13 protein-coding genes, 1 pseudogene and 1 CRISPR repeat array are annotated in these 18647 nt (G+C 47.8%); of the genes and pseudogenes, 1 reads left to right on the top strand and 13 read right to left on the bottom strand.

What is annotated here, in order from left to right:
- Positions 1 to 131: 131 nt before the first annotated feature.
- Positions 132 to 2361: a CRISPR direct-repeat array (repeat unit 33 nt; unit sequence ATTTCTACTCACACGCCCCTCGCGGGGCGCGAC).
- A 159-nt stretch (positions 2362 to 2520) separates the two neighbouring features.
- The 7 genes from cas2 to cas3 all read right to left on the bottom strand — a co-directional run bounded on the left by cas2 (position 2521) and on the right by cas3 (position 10565).
- Positions 2521 to 2811 carry a CRISPR-associated endonuclease Cas2 gene (gene cas2 / locus ACTQ1O_RS11060; RefSeq protein WP_441487295.1) on the bottom strand — a complete coding sequence of 97 codons (291 nt, stop codon included), beginning with the start codon at positions 2809 to 2811 and terminating at the stop codon, positions 2521 to 2523.
- A gap of 17 nt (positions 2812 to 2828) precedes the next feature.
- Positions 2829 to 3863: a type I-C CRISPR-associated endonuclease Cas1c gene (gene cas1c / locus ACTQ1O_RS11055; protein ID WP_441487294.1), complete on the bottom strand. Its 1035-nt coding sequence runs from the start codon at positions 3861 to 3863 to the stop codon at positions 2829 to 2831.
- Positions 3864 to 3890: 27 nt separating this feature from the next.
- Complete coding sequence (gene cas4, locus ACTQ1O_RS11050; protein ID WP_441487293.1) at positions 3891 to 4556, bottom strand: CRISPR-associated protein Cas4; 666 nt, start codon at positions 4554 to 4556, stop codon at positions 3891 to 3893.
- Positions 4557 to 4692: 136 nt separating this feature from the next.
- Entirely contained in the window at positions 4693 to 5553 is an 861-nt protein-coding gene (gene cas7c, locus ACTQ1O_RS11045) for a type I-C CRISPR-associated protein Cas7/Csd2 (RefSeq protein WP_441487292.1), read from the bottom strand.
- Positions 5553 to 7457 (bottom strand): type I-C CRISPR-associated protein Cas8c/Csd1, encoded by a 1905-nt coding sequence (cas8c, locus tag ACTQ1O_RS11040; RefSeq protein WP_441487291.1) that lies wholly within the window; start codon positions 7455 to 7457, stop codon positions 5553 to 5555. The genes cas7c and cas8c overlap by 1 nt, the downstream gene beginning before the upstream one ends.
- Positions 7451 to 8212 (bottom strand): type I-C CRISPR-associated protein Cas5c, encoded by a 762-nt coding sequence (gene cas5c, locus ACTQ1O_RS11035; protein WP_441487290.1) that lies wholly within the window; start codon positions 8210 to 8212, stop codon positions 7451 to 7453. Before cas5c ends, cas8c begins: the two co-directional genes overlap by 7 nt.
- Positions 8202 to 10565, bottom strand: a complete 2364-nt coding sequence (gene cas3, locus ACTQ1O_RS11030) for a CRISPR-associated helicase Cas3' (protein WP_441487289.1) — start codon at positions 10563 to 10565, stop codon at positions 8202 to 8204. The genes cas5c and cas3 overlap by 11 nt, the downstream gene beginning before the upstream one ends.
- Positions 10566 to 11087: 522 nt before the next feature.
- On the opposite strand from cas3, the gene ACTQ1O_RS11025 reads away from it, so the two are divergent.
- Complete coding sequence (locus ACTQ1O_RS11025) at positions 11088 to 13616, top strand: YfhO family protein (protein WP_441487288.1); 2529 nt, start codon at positions 11088 to 11090, stop codon at positions 13614 to 13616.
- A gap of 97 nt (positions 13617 to 13713) precedes the next feature.
- Here ACTQ1O_RS11025 and ACTQ1O_RS11020 read toward each other — a convergent pair whose 3' ends face one another.
- The 6 genes and pseudogenes from ACTQ1O_RS11020 to ACTQ1O_RS10995 all read right to left on the bottom strand — a co-directional run bounded on the left by ACTQ1O_RS11020 (position 13714) and on the right by ACTQ1O_RS10995 (position 18619).
- Positions 13714 to 14184, bottom strand: coding sequence for a GNAT family N-acetyltransferase (locus ACTQ1O_RS11020; RefSeq protein ID WP_441487297.1), 471 nt, complete (start codon positions 14182 to 14184; stop codon positions 13714 to 13716).
- Between the two features lie 90 nt (positions 14185 to 14274).
- A pseudogene (locus tag ACTQ1O_RS11015) lies at positions 14275 to 14823 on the bottom strand (PrsW family glutamic-type intramembrane protease); the annotation flags it as partial.
- Positions 14824 to 15036: 213 nt separating this feature from the next.
- Positions 15037 to 15321 carry a TIGR04076 family protein gene (locus ACTQ1O_RS11010; protein ID WP_441487287.1) on the bottom strand — a complete coding sequence of 95 codons (285 nt, stop codon included), beginning with the start codon at positions 15319 to 15321 and terminating at the stop codon, positions 15037 to 15039.
- Between the two features lie 41 nt (positions 15322 to 15362).
- Entirely contained in the window at positions 15363 to 15920 is a 558-nt protein-coding gene (locus ACTQ1O_RS11005; RefSeq protein WP_441487286.1) for a transcription repressor NadR, read from the bottom strand.
- Between the two features lie 249 nt (positions 15921 to 16169).
- The gene (gene nadC, locus ACTQ1O_RS11000) at positions 16170 to 17021 is read right to left on the bottom strand and encodes a carboxylating nicotinate-nucleotide diphosphorylase (RefSeq protein ID WP_441487296.1); all 852 of its coding nucleotides are present in this window, start codon (positions 17019 to 17021) and stop codon (positions 16170 to 16172) included.
- A 212-nt stretch (positions 17022 to 17233) separates the two neighbouring features.
- Positions 17234 to 18619, bottom strand: coding sequence for an L-aspartate oxidase (locus ACTQ1O_RS10995; protein ID WP_441487285.1), 1386 nt, complete (start codon positions 18617 to 18619; stop codon positions 17234 to 17236).
- Between the last annotated feature and the right edge of the window lie 28 nt (positions 18620 to 18647).

Here is an 18647-nt window from a genome sequence, read left to right as displayed (position 1 = left end):
CTTTATTCAGTTTTCACGGTGCAAATGTATATGTGAAACGGGTTCATGGTGGAATCCGTAACAACCAATTCATCAGGTACTCAATCCGCTAGTTTTCGGACAGTCTGCCCTAGTACATACAATACGTTATCATTTCTACTCACACGCCCCTCGCGGGGCGCGACAACGCTGTGGAGGTGGTAAGTCATGGCATGAATTATTTCTACTCACACGCCCCTCGCGGGGCGCGACGTCCAGGTCTATGAAAGATCCGGACGCCTACGAAATTTCTACTCACACGCCCCTCGCGGGGCGCGACGAGGACAGCAGCGAAAATTATGACAGGATGTTAGATTTCTACTCACACGCCCCTCGCGGGGCGCGACCGAAGAGGTTGATGCTTGAACCAACTGGATGATATTTCTACTCACACGCCCCTCGCGGGGCGCGACCAAGAGCTGCCCGCTGAACAAACTGTGAAGGAGATTTCTACTCACACGCCCCTCGCGGGGCGCGACCGGCTATATATTTCTTCTCCGGTGCCGCCATTCCATTTCTACTCACACGCCCCTCGCGGGGCGCGACCTCTCCGAGACGGTTCTTGCAGATTGCCTGAATCATTTCTACTCACACGCCCCTCGCGGGGCGCGACACTTGGAATCGAAACGCTGACACCGCGAGAATTGATTTCTACTCACACGCCCCTCGCGGGGCGCGACCTTCTCCGCTGCCGTCTTGTCCTTCATATCATCGATTTCTACTCACACGCCCCTCGCGGGGCGCGACTAGATACTCCTGCTTCACGGAACTTTTCTCGGAAATTTCTACTCACACGCCCCTCGCGGGGCGCGACGTCGATGGTTTCGCAGGTAAGCAGCATTAGCAGCATTTCTACTCACACGCCCCTCGCGGGGCGCGACCGTTTCCGTCCGGCTGCGTGATGTATGCCCGTACATTTCTACTCACACGCCCCTCGCGGGGCGCGACTTCCCCGTTTCCGTCTTTCCGATCGGCAATCTCGATTTCTACTCACACGCCCCTCGCGGGGCGCGACAATGCGTGTAGGTCCGGATCTTCATAAATTTGCTATTTCTACTCACACGCCCCTCGCGGGGCGCGACAAATCAACCTTGTAATTGACCTTTGGCTTGTCATTTCTACTCACACGCCCCTCGCGGGGCGCGACGACGGCAAAACAACCGTGTTCATCTGCCTGAACGATTTCTACTCACACGCCCCTCGCGGGGCGCGACCTGAACACACTGAATCCCGGATCCGACCTGACGGATTTCTACTCACACGCCCCTCGCGGGGCGCGACACTGACGGAAGAGCAGAGAAGGGCAGCGACAGAATTTCTACTCACACGCCCCTCGCGGGGCGCGACCCGACGCGATTCGCATGGATTGGTTGGACACAATTTCTACTCACACGCCCCTCGCGGGGCGCGACGAAATCAAACGGAGATCACATCTGGGTAACGGATTTCTACTCACACGCCCCTCGCGGGGCGCGACGCTACACATTGGCGGTCGACCGCAGATTCCACAAAATTTCTACTCACACGCCCCTCGCGGGGCGCGACGATCTCGTTCACAGTTCTGATACCGCCGTGAGAATTTCTACTCACACGCCCCTCGCGGGGCGCGACTACATCTGGCGCGATCGATCATGGCGCAACGGGATTTCTACTCACACGCCCCTCGCGGGGCGCGACGGGGTCAAGGTAGCCCAGTTCCAACTTGGATATATTTCTACTCACACGCCCCTCGCGGGGCGCGACGAAATCCGCGGACGCATCGGCAAGCAGCGCGGCAATTTCTACTCACACGCCCCTCGCGGGGCGCGACATACCGAGATTTTGTCGATATCCTGAATCAGCTGATTTCTACTCACACGCCCCTCGCGGGGCGCGACAATTAGAGAAATTTCATCGCCCCGGCCAATTTCATTTCTACTCACACGCCCCTCGCGGGGCGCGACAGAAGGCAAAAAGAAAGGTGAGTGAGTATGACAAATTTCTACTCACACGCCCCTCGCGGGGCGCGACGGCAGACACATAAATTCCATCCTTATAGATGTGATTTCTACTCACACGCCCCTCGCGGGGCGCGACGATGCAATAAAAAGGATAAAAAGGATTTTGGAAATTTCTACTCACACGCCCCTCGCGGGGCGCGACCATATACCGTTCCACATACACCACATTTGTACTATTTCTACTCACACGCCCCTCGCGGGGCGCGACAAAATCGTTCTTTGCTCTCTGAACAAATGTAACAGATTTCTACTCACACGCCCCTCGCGGGGCGCGACCCCAGCCTGCGGCTGATCGTTTCCAATGGGACACATTTCTACTCACACGCCCCTCGCGGGGCGCGACCGCAACATATTGGATTTTCATTGCAGTCATGCCCATATCTAGTGCAAGGAAGCGGAAAAAATTAAATTAAAAAACAAAAAGTCCTTATTTTGCGCTTTTTTTCTGGCGAACCTGTCTGCGTAGATCAAATCACACGAGGTTCGCCAGACATTTTAAGGACTATACAATAATTGGCCCCTCCGGATCATAACCTTTCTTTGCTCCATAATGCTCTACCTTTCTTTTCCAATGATTTCCCAGGTAATAAAATCGCATACTGTCAACGTTTTTATCTACAATTTTCAGCAAACTTTCTTTCAGCTTTAGGAAGGTTGAATAATCAAGATCTGCCTCAAATACGGAATTTTGTACACGCTGGGCATGCGATTCACATGCCTTTGCCACTTTACGAAGACGCTTTTTCCCCTCCGGTGTATCCGTTGAAACATCATAACTTATCACTACCATCATAGCCGAAATGAACTCTCCTATTTCGCAGTTTTCTTCAAAAGAAGTGGAATGTACTCCTCTGTCTCTCCTCGAATATACTTTGCCAGCAGATTGCTCTGAACATAAGGCAGCAGACCATACGGTATATTTTGTTTCAAAACAGGATGATAAATCGCTGTTCTTTTTTTCTCCTGCCACTTTGTAATGAACTTCTTTTTTCCTTCGCTATTGAGCAAAACAGCGCCGGTTAGTTGTCTGTCAAAGTCCTGGTTATCAATAATCTTCAAATTCAGAAGCGACAAAATAAATCTTTCTCCTATGCTCCGAAATTCTTCAACAAGATCGCATGCCAGTGATGCACGTCCGCTTCTCAATGTATGATAAAACCCGATGTAACTATCCAACCCCACAGTTTCCAATGCCGATGAGCAATCTACAGTCTCCAATGTGTACACAAACGATAATAAAGCATTCACCGGATCCAGTGGGGGCCTTTTGTTTCGATACTGAAAAGTTGCCGACAAATCACTTCCTGTGATCAATTTCGAAAAAACAGAAAAATATTTGCTCGCACAATTTCCCTCGATTCCAAGGAGAGTCTCAGCAGAATCACTTAATTCTGCATTTTTTATTCCTGTCTTGAGAGTATCAAGCGTCGTAACGATATCCTCGTCTTCTTTGTATTCCGGATGATCATGCAACGTCCGTCTGACAGTATAAACACAATTACTGAATTTTGCTGCCATTTCATTTCGAGAAAGCTCAAGCCCGTGTTCACGGAAACAGTCTATCTGCTTTATCCGGAGAAAAACATTTCCCTTCGTTTCACCGTATATCTTTGCAAGAAATCTACCTTCCGGCGTCATGAAATTAATGGGGATTCTCTTTTTCACACATTCTCCCATTAGGCCCGGTGAGCATCCCAAATAACTGAAACAGACAATGTTCTCCACATTATCAAGCGGAACCTTCAGTTTAACTTCTTTTTCAACAGTGCAGACAAGATTGTTGCTCTCAAGAGAAAGATATGCTTTTTCATTCGTCACGTAGATTGTATTCAGTAATTTTCTCATCACCGGCCTCTTATCTATAACTCAAACTCAATCCTCCTGTTCCACCATTTTCAGAAAGTTATCTCTTTTTTTATGCCCAACAACTTTAGGAATACATAAATCCTGAAATGAACATCCGCTGCATTTCTGATTGCGCCGGATTGGCGGTATCTCACCTCTTGCAGTATAATCCCGGATTTCTTCCAGCACCTTTTTCAGTTCTTGCAAATATGCTTCATATTCTTCATGAAAAGGTAACTTAATGCGTTTTTTCTCATCAGAATAATAAAGGACTCCTTCTGAATCGCAATGAAAGATTGAATCCACACACATTTTCTGCGCAAAAACCTGAAGAGCATCGTCATGATTGAAAAGCCTGTTCTCTGGCTTATGCGGCTTATACTCTACAATCGTCAACTTATAACATTCCGGAAGGTTTTGGATTTTTACACCGCTTCTGAATTTCGACAACTCTATACAATCTGTAATTCCATATATTCCGAGTGCGTCATTGTATACAGGCACAGATGTGATGACCTTCTTATTTCTTGACACATACGAATTGTCTGGATTGTGAACTCTTTCATGAATAATGTTTCCCTTTGTAACAAAATAATTTTCGGCCCAGGAACATTCGATGTTAATCAGTCCCCATCGATGAGGACAGTACAGATAATGCTGAATATTACGAATACTTACACTTATATCTTCCATTTCGCCACTGTCCCTACAGAGAACCTTCTGCTTGTAATTACGGAGTATAATACGACATTCTTTTGATCCGCGTAATCTCTGCCCCACATCTGGATCTCAGTGGATAATTGCAGAGGCTACGCTGATCCTTTATTCTTTAATACTGAAGCATTGTCACACCTTCCGGCATATCTGTATCAACCTTGACATCATAATCATCAAATTTTCTGGGAACAATAACTCCCTCTTTAAGAGTCACTGATATTTTTTTGTCAAGTTCCGGAAAACGTGCATTCCCAAGTACATTATCATGCTTGAAAACATATAATCCTCGCACTTCCATATCGCCTCTGGCAGCACTTCTATCCTCATCAAACATATTCACCAGAGCTTTCCAAAGCAACTCGACATCTTCCTCAGACAGCCCTGTCTGTTTATTGGCAAGAGCTGCTGATACATGACCGCTCATCCGATACAGACCATATGGTACCAGGCTCTTGTTTCCCATTTCCGTATCACCTTTCTCAGCTCGCTTCGAATCGGTTTTTGCCTGACGAGTAATGGTCACTGTATTTATGCTAATAGGCGAAATACTGTCTGCGAAGCTAAACTGTACAGGTCCCCGGACAATTCCGCATGAATTCTCTCCTGTCGACATTACAGCCCCAAATGTTCGCACATCGTAATAATTTCGGCACATAAACTGCTGAGCCTTCCACTCATTTGCAGGGTTTGTTCCTTTCTTTGTCTTGTCAGGTTCCAGTCCTTCAGCTTCATACGCAGCCCTGAATTTTTCATTCAGTGGCTTATCATTCTTGATCAGGATATTATATCCGGGTTCTCCATTTTTCACTAGATCAATATAATTCCTTACCTTTCTCTTAAGGCAGACATCCGTGACATACCCTATACCTGTCTCAGCATCCATTCTCGGCTCATTTCCGGCATCAGGATCTCCGTTCGGATTTCCATTAGTCACATCAAACAGATAAATAAAATCGTACTTGTTCTGAAGCATCACTCTTCCTCCTCTTTTTCAATATTGCTGCTATATTCGTTCTTTTCATTCTTTTTGAAAAAAGATTGATATCTCTGATAATAGCCGAGGATAAAACGCCCTTGGTCGTACAGATTAAGTGTCCCCGGAAACTGAGATCCAAGTTTGTTCATCGCATCCGCAAGAGCGATTTCATCGCTATTCGCCCATGCCGGATGATCCCTATGAAGTTTTTTCATATGGTAAGACGAAAGTTTTATCAATTTCGGCATTACGAATGCCGGGTTGCCGATTGCCGCGCTGAAATATGCATCTTTGATCGTCCGGTTAAGTTTAACCGGTGAAACAGAATCCTCCTGAATCTTTTGCAAGACCGCAAATAGAGCGCCGCATACATATGCGGGATTATCGTTTCCACTGTCATATGACATACTGATTTCCTCCTTATCATGTCTGATCAGGCACGCTTTGATAAAACCTGCTCGAATCGGATTCAGACGAATATATTGGTTATCGTCATCATCTGAATCCTTCTTTACTCTTGTAATCATCCTCTTCAGTCCCCAGACGGGATAGTCTGTCCCGTTGATAACTGCCTGAAAGATTGAATCAAATGGCGCATCATCCAACTCCGGATGCGTAGAAGCCGGAGCTGAAAACTCTCGTTTCAGTTTCCATAGCGGAACCGGCCTTTGCTCTTTCCTCATCTGCATCTCTCTCTGAAATCTGGCTACATTACCAAGCAGTTTTCCAAATCGCTGTCGGTACAGGAATTTCACCTGAATTCTGGAAGCATTTGGTGCAAATCCCACGATATAATAGTCTGCGTCCGGGGTTATCCTATGTTCAATATCATGCATTTTGAATGTCGTTACTGTTCCCTGCAGAGCATCCTTCATAAGATTTGTGAGTGCTGCATCCAGTTCGTCTCCTTTATATTGATCTGACTGCTGACTGAAAATCGCATGGAACAGAGAATCATTGTCTTCATTCCCGTCTTCAGACCAGCACACAATTGTCTGTCCATCCAGATAGGTATGATTTCTTGGTTCCTTCAGAAGATAATTCAATGCCTTCGTATAGCGCTTCATCGCCTCTACAGATATACACGCGTTCTCTCCCTGCTTGTGGTTATAGGAAAGAAAGGATTCCGGTTTGAAATTCACGAGACTGGGATTAATACCCGCATTGCGAATTCCTACTCCTCCTCCGCTTACAAGTGCATCGTGCACTTCCGCTACTGGCAGGTTCTGTCCGGTGACAGAACACTGACATATTTTCTTCCCGGTTATTTCACAATCTGCAGCACTCCGAAGCATCTTCCACTTATCTCCGACTTCTCTTTCATCCTGCAGATATGTTTCCGGATGGCCTTGTATACAGAAGACAAACTTGCATTTATTCAGATCTGCCTTTATGCCCAGAAGGAAAGGATTATGAATCTCGCTTTCCGGATTCCAGGTTCTTGCAAACGCCGTATATGCTTTTGCTATCGCTGAATTCATCATACAAAAATCACGTTCCACTTCCTCGCAGAAACTCTGATGCTGCAATTTCAGTTTTTCTTTCTGCTTATCTGTTCTGGAATTTAATACAACAGGAGACAAAATCCCTTCGCCGCTTCCTTTATCCACTCCATACTCAAGTCCGAATATATAACCAGGGCGGACCTCCACATAATTCGCGCTGACAGTTGTCGATCTCGGTCTTTCCGGAATACTGACCGTCCTTGGAGTCATAACGGTTTTCTTCTTCCCTTTTGCTTCTATTTCCTTCTCTTCTCTGCAATCCTGCAATCCCACAAGTTTTCCGTCCGGAGACAGCACCACAACGTAACTGACATCGCAGTTCTCATAACCGGGTGTCTGAAATTTATTTTTTGAAGAAAGAATATCGTAATACTGGTTCAATGCCGTGATCAGCACATGACCACCTCCCTGTAACTGGCCACATCAATAACGCCGTCCCGCATAACCGGACAATAAAACCGGCTCTCAGCTTCATCAGAGTAAATATTTATCTTCCAATCATCGTGAATCGGATGCCCTCCGTCCTTGAAGCACACCTTATATAGCATATAGCCGAGATCATGGATTCCCATATTCTCGTCACAGACCTTTTCCTGTGTGAAATCATCTGTGAGAACAATTTCCGCAGGAAATTCAGCGCATCCAAGGCACGGCTGTCTGAAATATTGCCCTTTTCTGCATCTTCTGACAAATTCCGCCTCATGTTTCTTCAACGGGTTGCATTCTTTATTTTCCCTCTCGCAGCGCAATCCTGTGAGCTCAACATGAAAAGCAACACCATACCGAACGTTCTTCAAGATCATGGACGCTCTCTGTGTATGCTCATTCCCGAAATTTGTGTATATACGCGGATCAGTTTTTATAGTTTTATCCGGATTTTCCCGAGCCTCCTCAGCTTCTTTCATCTGTGCTTTCATTTTGCTTCCCTTTACCTTGGACTTTACTTCGTTGCGCCGTACACTGGTGAACTCAATAGGATTAAACACAACAATCTGATCAATGACATACCGCATAGCCGGTTTCCAGTACACACTTTTCAGTAATCCTTCCAGCGCTCCCGGCGTCGGAACATCGTAACTGACCCGTTCTGCTTTCATCTCAGGTCTTGTAAAGCAGGCTCTCTGACCGCTCACAATCACTTTAATCGACATAGTAGTCTCCTCCTTCCGTCATGATTCCCATACATTTACTATAATAATCCATGGTTTTCAGTGCAAAAACACCGCCATGCGAAGAATCCCTGTGATTTCCTGATCCAACGATATTCTCTACTACTCCTTGTCTCAGCAGTTCTTCCATTGTTTTCTGTGGAACACTGCATGTATATTTCTGTAATGCACGAAGTACTTTTCCGGAACTTCCCCCATACTTTATCCGATTGATCAGATTCTCTGCCTCTTCACATTCCGGTACAATCAGCGTTTCATCTCTACTCAGAATCATCTGTCCATCGTAAGACGCAAATGGAATCGAACAGACAGAATCATTATTCAATGCATATCCCATTTTTTCCATCTGACTATGCATAGACTTTCCCTCAATTACAAACGAATCAGCAAGATACACCCGTCTGTAATATTCCCGAATACACTCTGCCGACGAGATATCGTGATATTCATCAAACAACCCCCTGGTAACGATTACTTTCGGATCGCGATCCACTCGCCTGCACTGGTTTTCCTCGGAAATTTCAAAAATACAGACCTCACCGTCAGCTCTCGCTCCTTCACGATTACATCTGCCTCCTGTCTGAAGGATGCTATCCAATCCTGTCATCTCCCGGAATGCCGTTTCAAAATCCAAATCCACTCCAGCTTCAATCAAAGACGTCGAAATAACGATTACAGGATTCTCATTTGCATCTTTATTCTTCTTCAGTTTCTGTTGAATCTCATTAATCGCATCCTGAAGATCCTTCTTGGTCATAAGAGTGGACAGATGATACAGATTTGTTCTTTTTTCTCCACCCATATGCTCAAATAACTGTCGTGCGTTTTTGCGGGAGTTAACTACCACAAGTGCTGATTTTCCACAATCAATCTTTTCGATCAGCGTCTCTTCCGAAATCACTCCAAGATTGCTGAAGGTACATTTTCGAAAAGCGTCAAACTCGGAACGATCCGGCACAAGATCTTTCACATGCAATCCAACAGGTACATAGGTGTCCAGCAATTCTCTGTAATCCGGCATAGTTGCTGTAAGAAATATTGCCTTGCTTCCAAGCTGCTTCGTTAATACAGCAACTGCTTCCAGACAGGGCTGCAGAAATCCGACCGGCATCAGATGCGCTTCATCAAAAATCAGCACACTGTTTGCCATATTATGCAGTTTACGCAATTTGCTTCTCCTGGATGAAAACAAGGATTCAAAGAACTGAACCTCAGTCGTGATAATAAAGTCAGCATCCCAATTTTCCGTTGCCTGAATGACTTGTAATTTATATACCTCATCCGCATCTTCATCATCTTCAATAGAGTAAGTTGACTGATGTCGCAGAATATGTACTTCGGGCATTCCATCATCGCTATTTTCGTTAAAAATTTTCTGAAATTCCTGTGCAGTCTGCGTGATGATACTGTTATAGGGAATCACATAGATGATCTGTTGTTTGTGCGTTTCTAATGCCTTCATCAGGGCGCATTTGGCACTGCAAAGTGTTTTTCCGCTTCCTGTCGGCATATTCATCAGGTATATATCCGCATCTTCATGTATATTTTGAAATGCCTGCTCCTGAATTCTGGACCTTGTTTTCTGAAGCCGGGTCTGATTCTTCACTTTCGCAAACTGTTCATATCGGCTATTCAGACGGCGAAGACACGTCTGATAATCTGCATGCAGCCTCTGCCGCAAAATACCACTGCAAAAATGTTCTGTATCAAGAGAATCGGCATCAACCAGACACGAATAACAATACCGGATCATATAGGACATCTCATCAATAAATAAATTTAGAGCCTTGCCCTTGTCGATCCTTTCAAGCGATCTAAGATCTTTAATCAGATATAATCCAAGTTCTTTATAATTAATCGTCTTCAGATCGATTTCTTTTTTATAGTCTTCATAAGGGTCGAATTCCGTGAGTTTCAGTCTGGAATACAACGAATAATGTCCTGCATAAACCTCCCCCGGCTGATCCTCCTTCCTTCCTCCATCCGGAAGTCCCGCGTGATGTCCTGCGATACAGTACTCCATAATAAGTGATGCCGGTGGCTGAATCTCTCTCTTTGCCTCTATTGCACCGCATGTCGAGTGATCTACACGGATGGATGCTCCTCTTATCCTTTTCTGAAATGAGCTTTGATATTTGCCCACGTCATGAAGAAGCCCGGAATTATAGGCTACTTCCTTCCATGGTGTAACTGCAAAGGATTCCGCAATTCTGGCAGTACCTTCCAGGTGCGAACGCAGCGACTGGGTTTCGTAATGCTGCTCCTGTTCCGTAGTTCCTGGAACATCCGGGATTTTTTTGTTGTTGACTTCCTTTATGTGTGCAATATATTCCATTTTTATCTGCGCCATACTTTTTGTATATTCAAAATTCAAATTCTAATCATTATTGAAAATGAAAAAACAATACATGATTACAGTTTACCACTTTCGCCAGGATGGAAAAAGAATATATTGTTATATTTTACAGCATTTTATCATGATAAGAAGATAAAATGGGCATATTGTACAATTTTTTCCTCATTGAAAAACTTAATTGCTTTCTTTGTCTTCAATATTTATTTCGTCACATAGCTGAAATTCTCATGCGCCTTCAAAATAATTCAAAAAATTCCTAACCATCATCTCCGATCATTTAACGCCGCATTAATTGTATTTGGTCTCCATCCTGTCTATAATATAGGCATTGCATATCAACTCTTCGAAAACGCAGACAGGGCTCGGCGCGCCCGAAACGCGCATCAGAGACTGGATGCGATTTCGAAGACAACCGGTATGATCATCGAAGTGCCGCGGCGAGTTATAAATATTCTGACACCCGTCCGCGGAACATTGTGCTTTAAAATTTCGGGATGGCTTATGTTCAGAAAAATTGACCTCAAAAAATCGTTATCCTTATGTCTGGAGGGAAAAGACAGAGCACTTGAGAGGTGTATTGTCATTAACTCCCTTGTCGCAATTCTGTCCTTCCTCTGGCTGATTCTGATGAATAAAGGAGTATTTACACTGTGCGGAGATTACAATGCGCAGGCAATTCCTTTCAGCGTCGGCATGCACAAGGCCATTCTGAACGGTCAGTCGTGGTCATGGGGAATCGACCTCGGAACGCAGACCGTCGGTGCGTACAGTTTTTACGGTCTCGGCAGCATTTCTTTCTGGATCACGATGCTGTTCCCGGTAAGCGCCACGCCGTGTGTGATGGGGTGGCTCTATATTCTGAAATATATTGCCGCGGGAACAACATCGTTCCTTTATATCCGCCAGTTCACCCGCGATGACAATTACGCCGTGATCGGATCGACGCTTTACGCGTTTTCCGGCTATCAGGCCGTAAATCTCGAATTTTACACCTTCCACGATGTCACAATCCTCTTTCCTCTGCTCCTTCTGGAATTTGACCGGATGATGAAATCGGGAAAATGCCGTCTTCGTGACGGAAAGCCTTTCATCCTTGTGACGGCACTTTCCTGCCTCAACAGCTATTTTTTCTTTGTCGGACAGGTCGTTTTTCTGCTTCTCTACTTCTTTCTGCGATACGGAGAAAGGAATCTGAGGCTTACCCTCAGGAATCTCCTCCTCTGCAGTATTGCCGGCCTCTGGGGCGTGATGATCGCCGGAATCCTGTTTTTCCCGAACATCCTGTTCATTTCCGGAAACAAGCGAAGCAGTATTCAGCTCCTGCTGTCACAGCTCTTCCCCGAGCCGAAAATGCTCCTGTATCTGCTCAAGGGCTTTCTGTTCCCGGGCGAGGCAATGTATGACAGCAGTGCCGTGTACAACCAGAGGTGGACATCCACCTCCGCTTACCTGCCTCTGATCGGCATGAGCGGCGTCCTTGCATACCTGCACCAAAAACGCAGAGACTGGCTCTCCAGAATGCTGCTCGTTCTCATAGCGGCTGCCTTTTCTCCCCTTCTGACCTCCGCGTTTCTTCTGTTCACAGAGGCCAACCAGCGCTGGTGGTATATGCTGATCCTGCTGATGGCGTCAGCATCTGCAGTTGTGCTGGAACAGCAAGCCAGAGGAAAAAACAACGACGCGCTGAAAAAGGCTGTTTTCGTCAATATAGCCATTCTTGTCGTCTATTATCTCGCGTTAAATCTCATGAAGTGGAGCGACTCCGAAAAGAGCCTGGTCTGCCACAGAGGATTCTTTTTTCTGATTTTTGCCGTGTCTCTGGCCGGCCTGCTCATTATTCGCAGTCTTTCGTCTGGCGCACGCCATTACTGCCTGTCCGTCACCGCCTGGACTGCTGTTTTTGCTCTTCTCACCACTGCGTATGTCCTTGGCTATTACCGGTTCGCAGACGGAATCCGCGAGACCTGCACGCAGAAGATACGTCTCTACAGTCAGCTTGAGCCGATCGATGACCAGTACCGCTACATCGACGAGAACATGATGCTTTATTCAGAGGGAGCATCCGGTCTGCGCATTTTCAGTTCTACGGTTTCGGATTCCATCGTGCATTTTGACAATCTGTTTGGCTTTTACAAGCAGGCGCGCAGACTGGACAAGACCTCCTATGCGGGCCTGGCCGAGCTGTTCGGCGGCAAATACGATGTAACAACGGACCCGGAGGGGAGAACGCCGCTCCGGACGTATCAGGTAAATGGAAAAAATTATTATGTTGTGGAGAGGAATGCCTGCCCGATCGGTTTTGCGGTCGATCAGGTGATCACAGAGCGTGATCTGAAGAAAATTGATGTGAGTGAAAGAGGCCTTGTTCTCCTGCGGGCAGCTGTGATTCAGCCCGATGACCGCAAGAGTGTAAGCGATCTGGCCCCCTGTGTTTCCTATCGTAATGCGCTGGACGCCATTCAGACAGATTTGGAGACAGCCCGGACCGCCTCCGCCGGAAACAGTCATTTAGATCCTTCCGATAATGCGGGGCTTGTCTTTGACAGCGATCAGGAGGGCTACAGTCCTTCCGGACGTGAGGCGGATAATCTCTCAAAGAGCAGTCCGGGAAAGAAGGTTGATCTGAACGACGACGAGCTTCAGGAAGTCGCTGCGGAACGTGTCGCCAGTGATTCCAGCCGCGCCGTGAAAAATTTCCGCAGAACCTCTGACGGATTTGTCTGTGACAGTGATTATTCCAGTGACAGTCTCGTCTATTTCTCTGTCCCGAACGACAGAGGATGGAAATCATTCATAGATGGACAGCAGACAGAGATCATCAATTCCGGCGGCATGATGCTGATCCGCGTCCCTGCCGGCGCACACAGGATCTCCTTCCGTTACACGACCCCGGGGCTTTCCGCCGGAACGGCCGTCAGTCTTATATCCCTGTGTGCACTGATTCTGTATGCCCTATCTGACTGGGAAAAGCGGAGAAGAGCAGCACTGCGCCGGTCTCATCATCTGAATTTTGCCTCCTGTAACCGGTAGAGTCTTTCGGCTGTGCTTCTTACAGCCGGCAGAATCTTCTGGCCTGGCCTTCAGCCGGAGATCCTCTTCCTGCAGCCGTCCTTCTTCCTGCTTCATATTACAGGATATACTCCAGCTGCCTTTCCTTGGTCTTCATTCCCATTTTTTCATAGAACTTCTCCGCGGAAGTATTGCCTGCCCATACATTCAGGGTCACCTCGTAGCAGCCCATTTTTTTGGCTTCCTGCTTCACATGCTCAAAAAGCGCCTCGCCCACGTGTCTGCCCCGCGCGCTCTGATCCACGCACAGATCATCGATGAACAGGGATGTAAAGGGAACCATATTGTTCGAGAACGGCTGCTCTCTCTTCTGACAGAATGCATAACCAACGCAGCGGTCCTGTCCGTCCGCCGCCACGTAAACCGGCTTTCTGTCATCCCTCAACATCTCTCTCAGCTCATCCACCGTGTACTTCGTCGTTCCCGGAATAAAAATATCCGGCCGGATACCGGCATGGATCTCCAGCACCTGGTTCAGCAGCCCCAGCAATGCCGGTATGTCCTTCTCCTCAGCTCTTCTGATCTTCACCATTGTGTAACTATTCATCTTCCCACTTTCTCCGGCCTCTGATGCTCCGGCTGCATACACTTCCGGACTTCTGAAAAAAATGACCACAGGCAGTACGACCGCCGCTGTCAAAACCGCATTGAACAAATTTATATTTCCGATCGGAGAATCATACAGAAAGTGGTCTGCCATAACGATGAGAATCCAGCCGATGCCCTTTCTTCTGTGGTTTCTTCCGCAGGCTCTGACAATCATATAAAGTCCGGCTGCGGTCACTGCGGCATAGCACCAGTGCGAGCCAAGCGCGCCGGAAATCCGGTCCAGTGCCGTCGGAAACGCGTCGTTTACATTTTTGAATCCGCTTTCTGTAATGTACGAGATATCTTCCTCGATCTGAAAGCCCATGCCCACGCACATTCCAATAAGAAGGTACTGTCTGAACGTTTTTCTGTTCCACACATACACCAGCAGTGCTGTTGTGCCCAGTTTCAGAAGTTCCTCTGCAATTCCCGCTTCGAGTGAACCCATCCACGCCTCAGAATAGGAATGGCCCATCATGGATTTCATCAGATTGTCAAAGCCGTCGTTCACTTCTCCGGCAAACGCGGCGGAAATAAATGCTCCACAGAAAACAGCAGCCAGCAGTTCCCGGCTGCTCATCTCTCCCTTTGCACCGATCTGTTTCACAAAAATCCCAAAGGGTACAATATAGATCAGAAGCGGAAGAAAAGCGCTGTATACCTCCAGATACTGAAGCACCTTCGTGTGACTGCTGCCCATGAAATCCGTTTCGTTGATGAGTATTCCCAACCCTGCCAGCAGAATCAGTACACCAGTCACAATCAGCTGCCGTCTCTGTTTCTTCTTATTCATTCAGTTCTCCTGTTCACCCGTCTCTGCAATCTCTGCCCGGAAGACCATGATGGTATCTGCGTCAGAGCAGCAGAATTCCGCGGTCCCCGCAGGCTGTCCGGGAATGCTTCCGCCGTAGCGGAGGATATCGATATAGGGGAAGGCACAGTGCATAGCCATCGGACAGATCCTCCCTCTGTCCTCATCAAAATCAAACACCTCACCCACATGATGTCCGCGATGACATCCCATCTTTCCCCGTCGGTCAATCACTGTGATCCTGATCTTCGGTCGTCTCTCTGCCATATCGTACCTCCCGGATAATTCATTCTGTGTCGGAGAATATCCTAACTCCTTTTAGACCAGAAATCCACCGGCTCGTAGTCCTGCAGCTTTGCCAGAAATCCGTGATCCGCGAGCTCCTTCTGGATAATATCCAGGGTCTCCTCGCTGTCCGCAGTCACGGTATGATAATGGTACCCGGATGTGATACCGGACAGCGGTGAACTTTTTCCTCCGGAAAGTTCCTCCTGATACTGTTTTACATCCAGACGCGAACGGATATGCATGGCGGCACGAATGATCCCGTACACCCTGTGATAAACGAAGACATCCTCGATTCTTCCACCACAGTCAACGATCAGATTCATCTCCTCGCACGCCTGCTCCGGCGTGTGACAAACCTTGAATACGCGGCTCAGCTTCGACTTTTCCTTCCGATCAAGGACATAGCCCCGCGCGGCAGAAAGAATCGGCTGTCCCTCTGCTCTGAGCAGAGCTATGTCCTGCACGATCACCTGCCTGCTCACAGAAAACTGTCTTGCAAGCGCACCTCCGGAAACCTGTCCTTCGTTTTTTTTCAAAATATCCAGAATAGCCTCACGGCGCTCTGTACCTGTCAACATGTTTCACCTGCCTTAACTGCCCATTGCATATGAGAGAATATATATCCTCTTCCATCGTATCTGAAAAAATATCCTGTTCCATTGCTTCTGAAAAAAAATTTTTTCGCTTCTCCACATATAAATTGCTTCTGATCCATTCTGAAATACAACTATCGGATCGCCGTTTCTGTACGTCAGAGCTTCAGACTGCATGCAGATGCCTTCAGCATGAAAAATTCCATCATCTTTGCATTTCTGTACGTCAGAACTTCAGACTGCATGCAGATGCTTCATGGAAATGTCCAGAATCGGAGCGGAGTGTGTCAGTGCGCCGCTCGATATGTAATTGACGCCGAGATCCGTCAGCGAAGCGATTTTCTCGCGGGTCACATTGCCTGAAACCTCAACCTCAGCTCTTCCGGCAATGATCTGCATTGCCTCAGCCATGAGATCGTGACTCATATTATCAAGCATAATAATATCAGCGCCGGCATCGACAGCCTCCCTGACCTGATCCAGATTCTCCACCTCAATCTCGATCTTCCGCACAAAAGGCGCATAGGCGCGGGCCATCTCAACAGCCTGTCTGACGCCGCCCGCTGCGCCGATATGATTATCCTTCAGAAGAACGCCATCCGACAGGTTATACCTGTGATTGTGACCTCCTCCCACGCGAACCGCGTATTTTTCGAAGATACGGTTGTTCGGCGTGGTTTTTCGTGTGTCGAGAAGCCAGATATCGGTGCCCTCAAGAAGTGCGGCAGTCTGACGGGTACAAGTCGCGATACCGCTCATTCTCTGAAGATAATTCAGGGCCGTCCGTTCGCCGGAAAGCAGCACACGGATATCTCCTCGCACCTTCGCCATCTGCATTCCGTCTTTTACCTCGTCCCCATCCTGAACGAAAAATTCCACCTCAGTCTTCGGGTCCAGAAGCGTGAACACCCGCTCAAAAACCGGGAGTCCGCAGATGATTCCCCTCTCCTTCGCAATCAGATCCACCTCTCCGATCTTTGCCTCCGGCATCACACAGTTGGTGCTGACATCCTCGCTTGTGATATCCTCTCTGAGCGCGCTCTCAATCAGCGGATCGACCTGCAGTTTCATTGTAATCGGATCCAACATTCCCTTTTCCTCCACTATTGACTGTCGCACAATAATGTCATATCCCCGTGTCGCACCGTTGTCGCTGTCGTATTATAGAATTTTACTCCATGCTCAATGCTTTTGCAATTTCATCCGCAGGATATGTATGTGCTTTTCACCTACGCATCTTTTCGTTGAATTGGCATCATCCGTATAAACGGTATACGACGCATCACCTGGTACGGCAATTATACGGCTTCCGCTCCAGGTTCCGCTGCGAACTTGTCACGATAAGCGATCCTGACGGAAGACGGGCCTCCCTCCGCCTCGATCTCCTTCCGGATCATGGCTGCGTAACGCCTCTCAACAGACAACGGATCCCTGTATTGCACAAGGGATACATCGGGCATGCTGTCACGGATTCCCTCGTAGTGATTCATCATGTCCCGCGCGGCCCGCTTTGCAAAGACAAGGGACTCCAGAAGAGAATTGGATGCCAGCCTGTTTTTTCCGTGAACTCCGTTGCAGGCACATTCTCCGACCGCATAGAGATGCGGCATACTCGTCCCGGATTCATGGTTCACCTTTACCCCGCCCATGAAATAATGCTGTGCCGGAACCACCGGTATGCATTCCTTCGTCACGTCATACCCGTTTTCCGCGCAATGCTGAACAATATTCGGAAAATGGCGGAGAAGCTCTTCATGAGGAATCGTCCTGAGATCCTCCCAGACAAACTTCGTCCCGTCTTTTTTCATCTGCTTCAGAATCTCCTGTGTAAGAAGATCCCGCGGAAGAAGCTCATTGGTAAACCGCTGCATATTCTTCCCATAGAGCTTCGCGCCCTCGCCGCGAACAGACTCAGAAATCAGGAAGCTCCGGTCCTCGTCGTGTCCCGAGTAGAAGGTTGTCGGATGTACCTGGATGTAGTTCACATGCTCTGTCTCAATGCCGTGCTTCAGTGCAATTGCAACCGCATCGCCGGTCAGCTGACGGAAATTCGTCGAATGACTGTAGAGTCCGCCGATGCCGCCCGTCGCAAGGATCGTGTAGTCTGCCTCAATGATTCCCAGTTTTCCGTCCGGATAGCGAACGACCGCGCCGCGGCATCTGCCCGCCGCGTCTTCCTTCTGATGCTTTGATGCTCCATGGGAATTCTCATCTGTCACAATATCCACCATGGTTGTATACTCCATCATCATTACATTGGGCAGGCGACGCACTGCCTCCATGAGATGGCTCGTGATTTCTTTTCCCGTGATATCCTCATGGAACAGGATACGCTTCCGGCTGTGAGCGCCCTCTCTCGTGAACGCCAGAGCTCCATTCTCGTCCCTGGCGAAACGGACGCCGTATCCGATCAGATCACGAATCACATCCTGAGATGAACGGATCATGATATCCACTGATACCGGATCGTTCTCGTTATGTCCCGCCCGCATCGTATCCTCAAAATACGACTGATAATCAGCCTCATCGCGCAGCATGCAGATTCCGCCCTGCGCCAGATAGGAATCGCTGCTTTCAAAATCCGCCTTTGTTATGAGCATTACCTTCCGGTTCTCCGGAACCTGCAGGGCAAAATACAGGGCTGCGCAGCCGCTGCCGACGATCAGTATGTCTGTCTTCTTCATAGTCTCTTCTTTCTGCGGCAGTCAGCCG

Origin of the sequence: Bilifractor sp. LCP21S3_A7, assembly GCF_052118825.1 — a bacterium.
Lineage (GTDB): Bacteria > Bacillota > Clostridia > Lachnospirales > Lachnospiraceae > Bilifractor.
The sequence above is the reverse complement of the archived record's forward strand: the minus strand, read 5'-3'. Positions and strand labels throughout refer to the sequence as shown.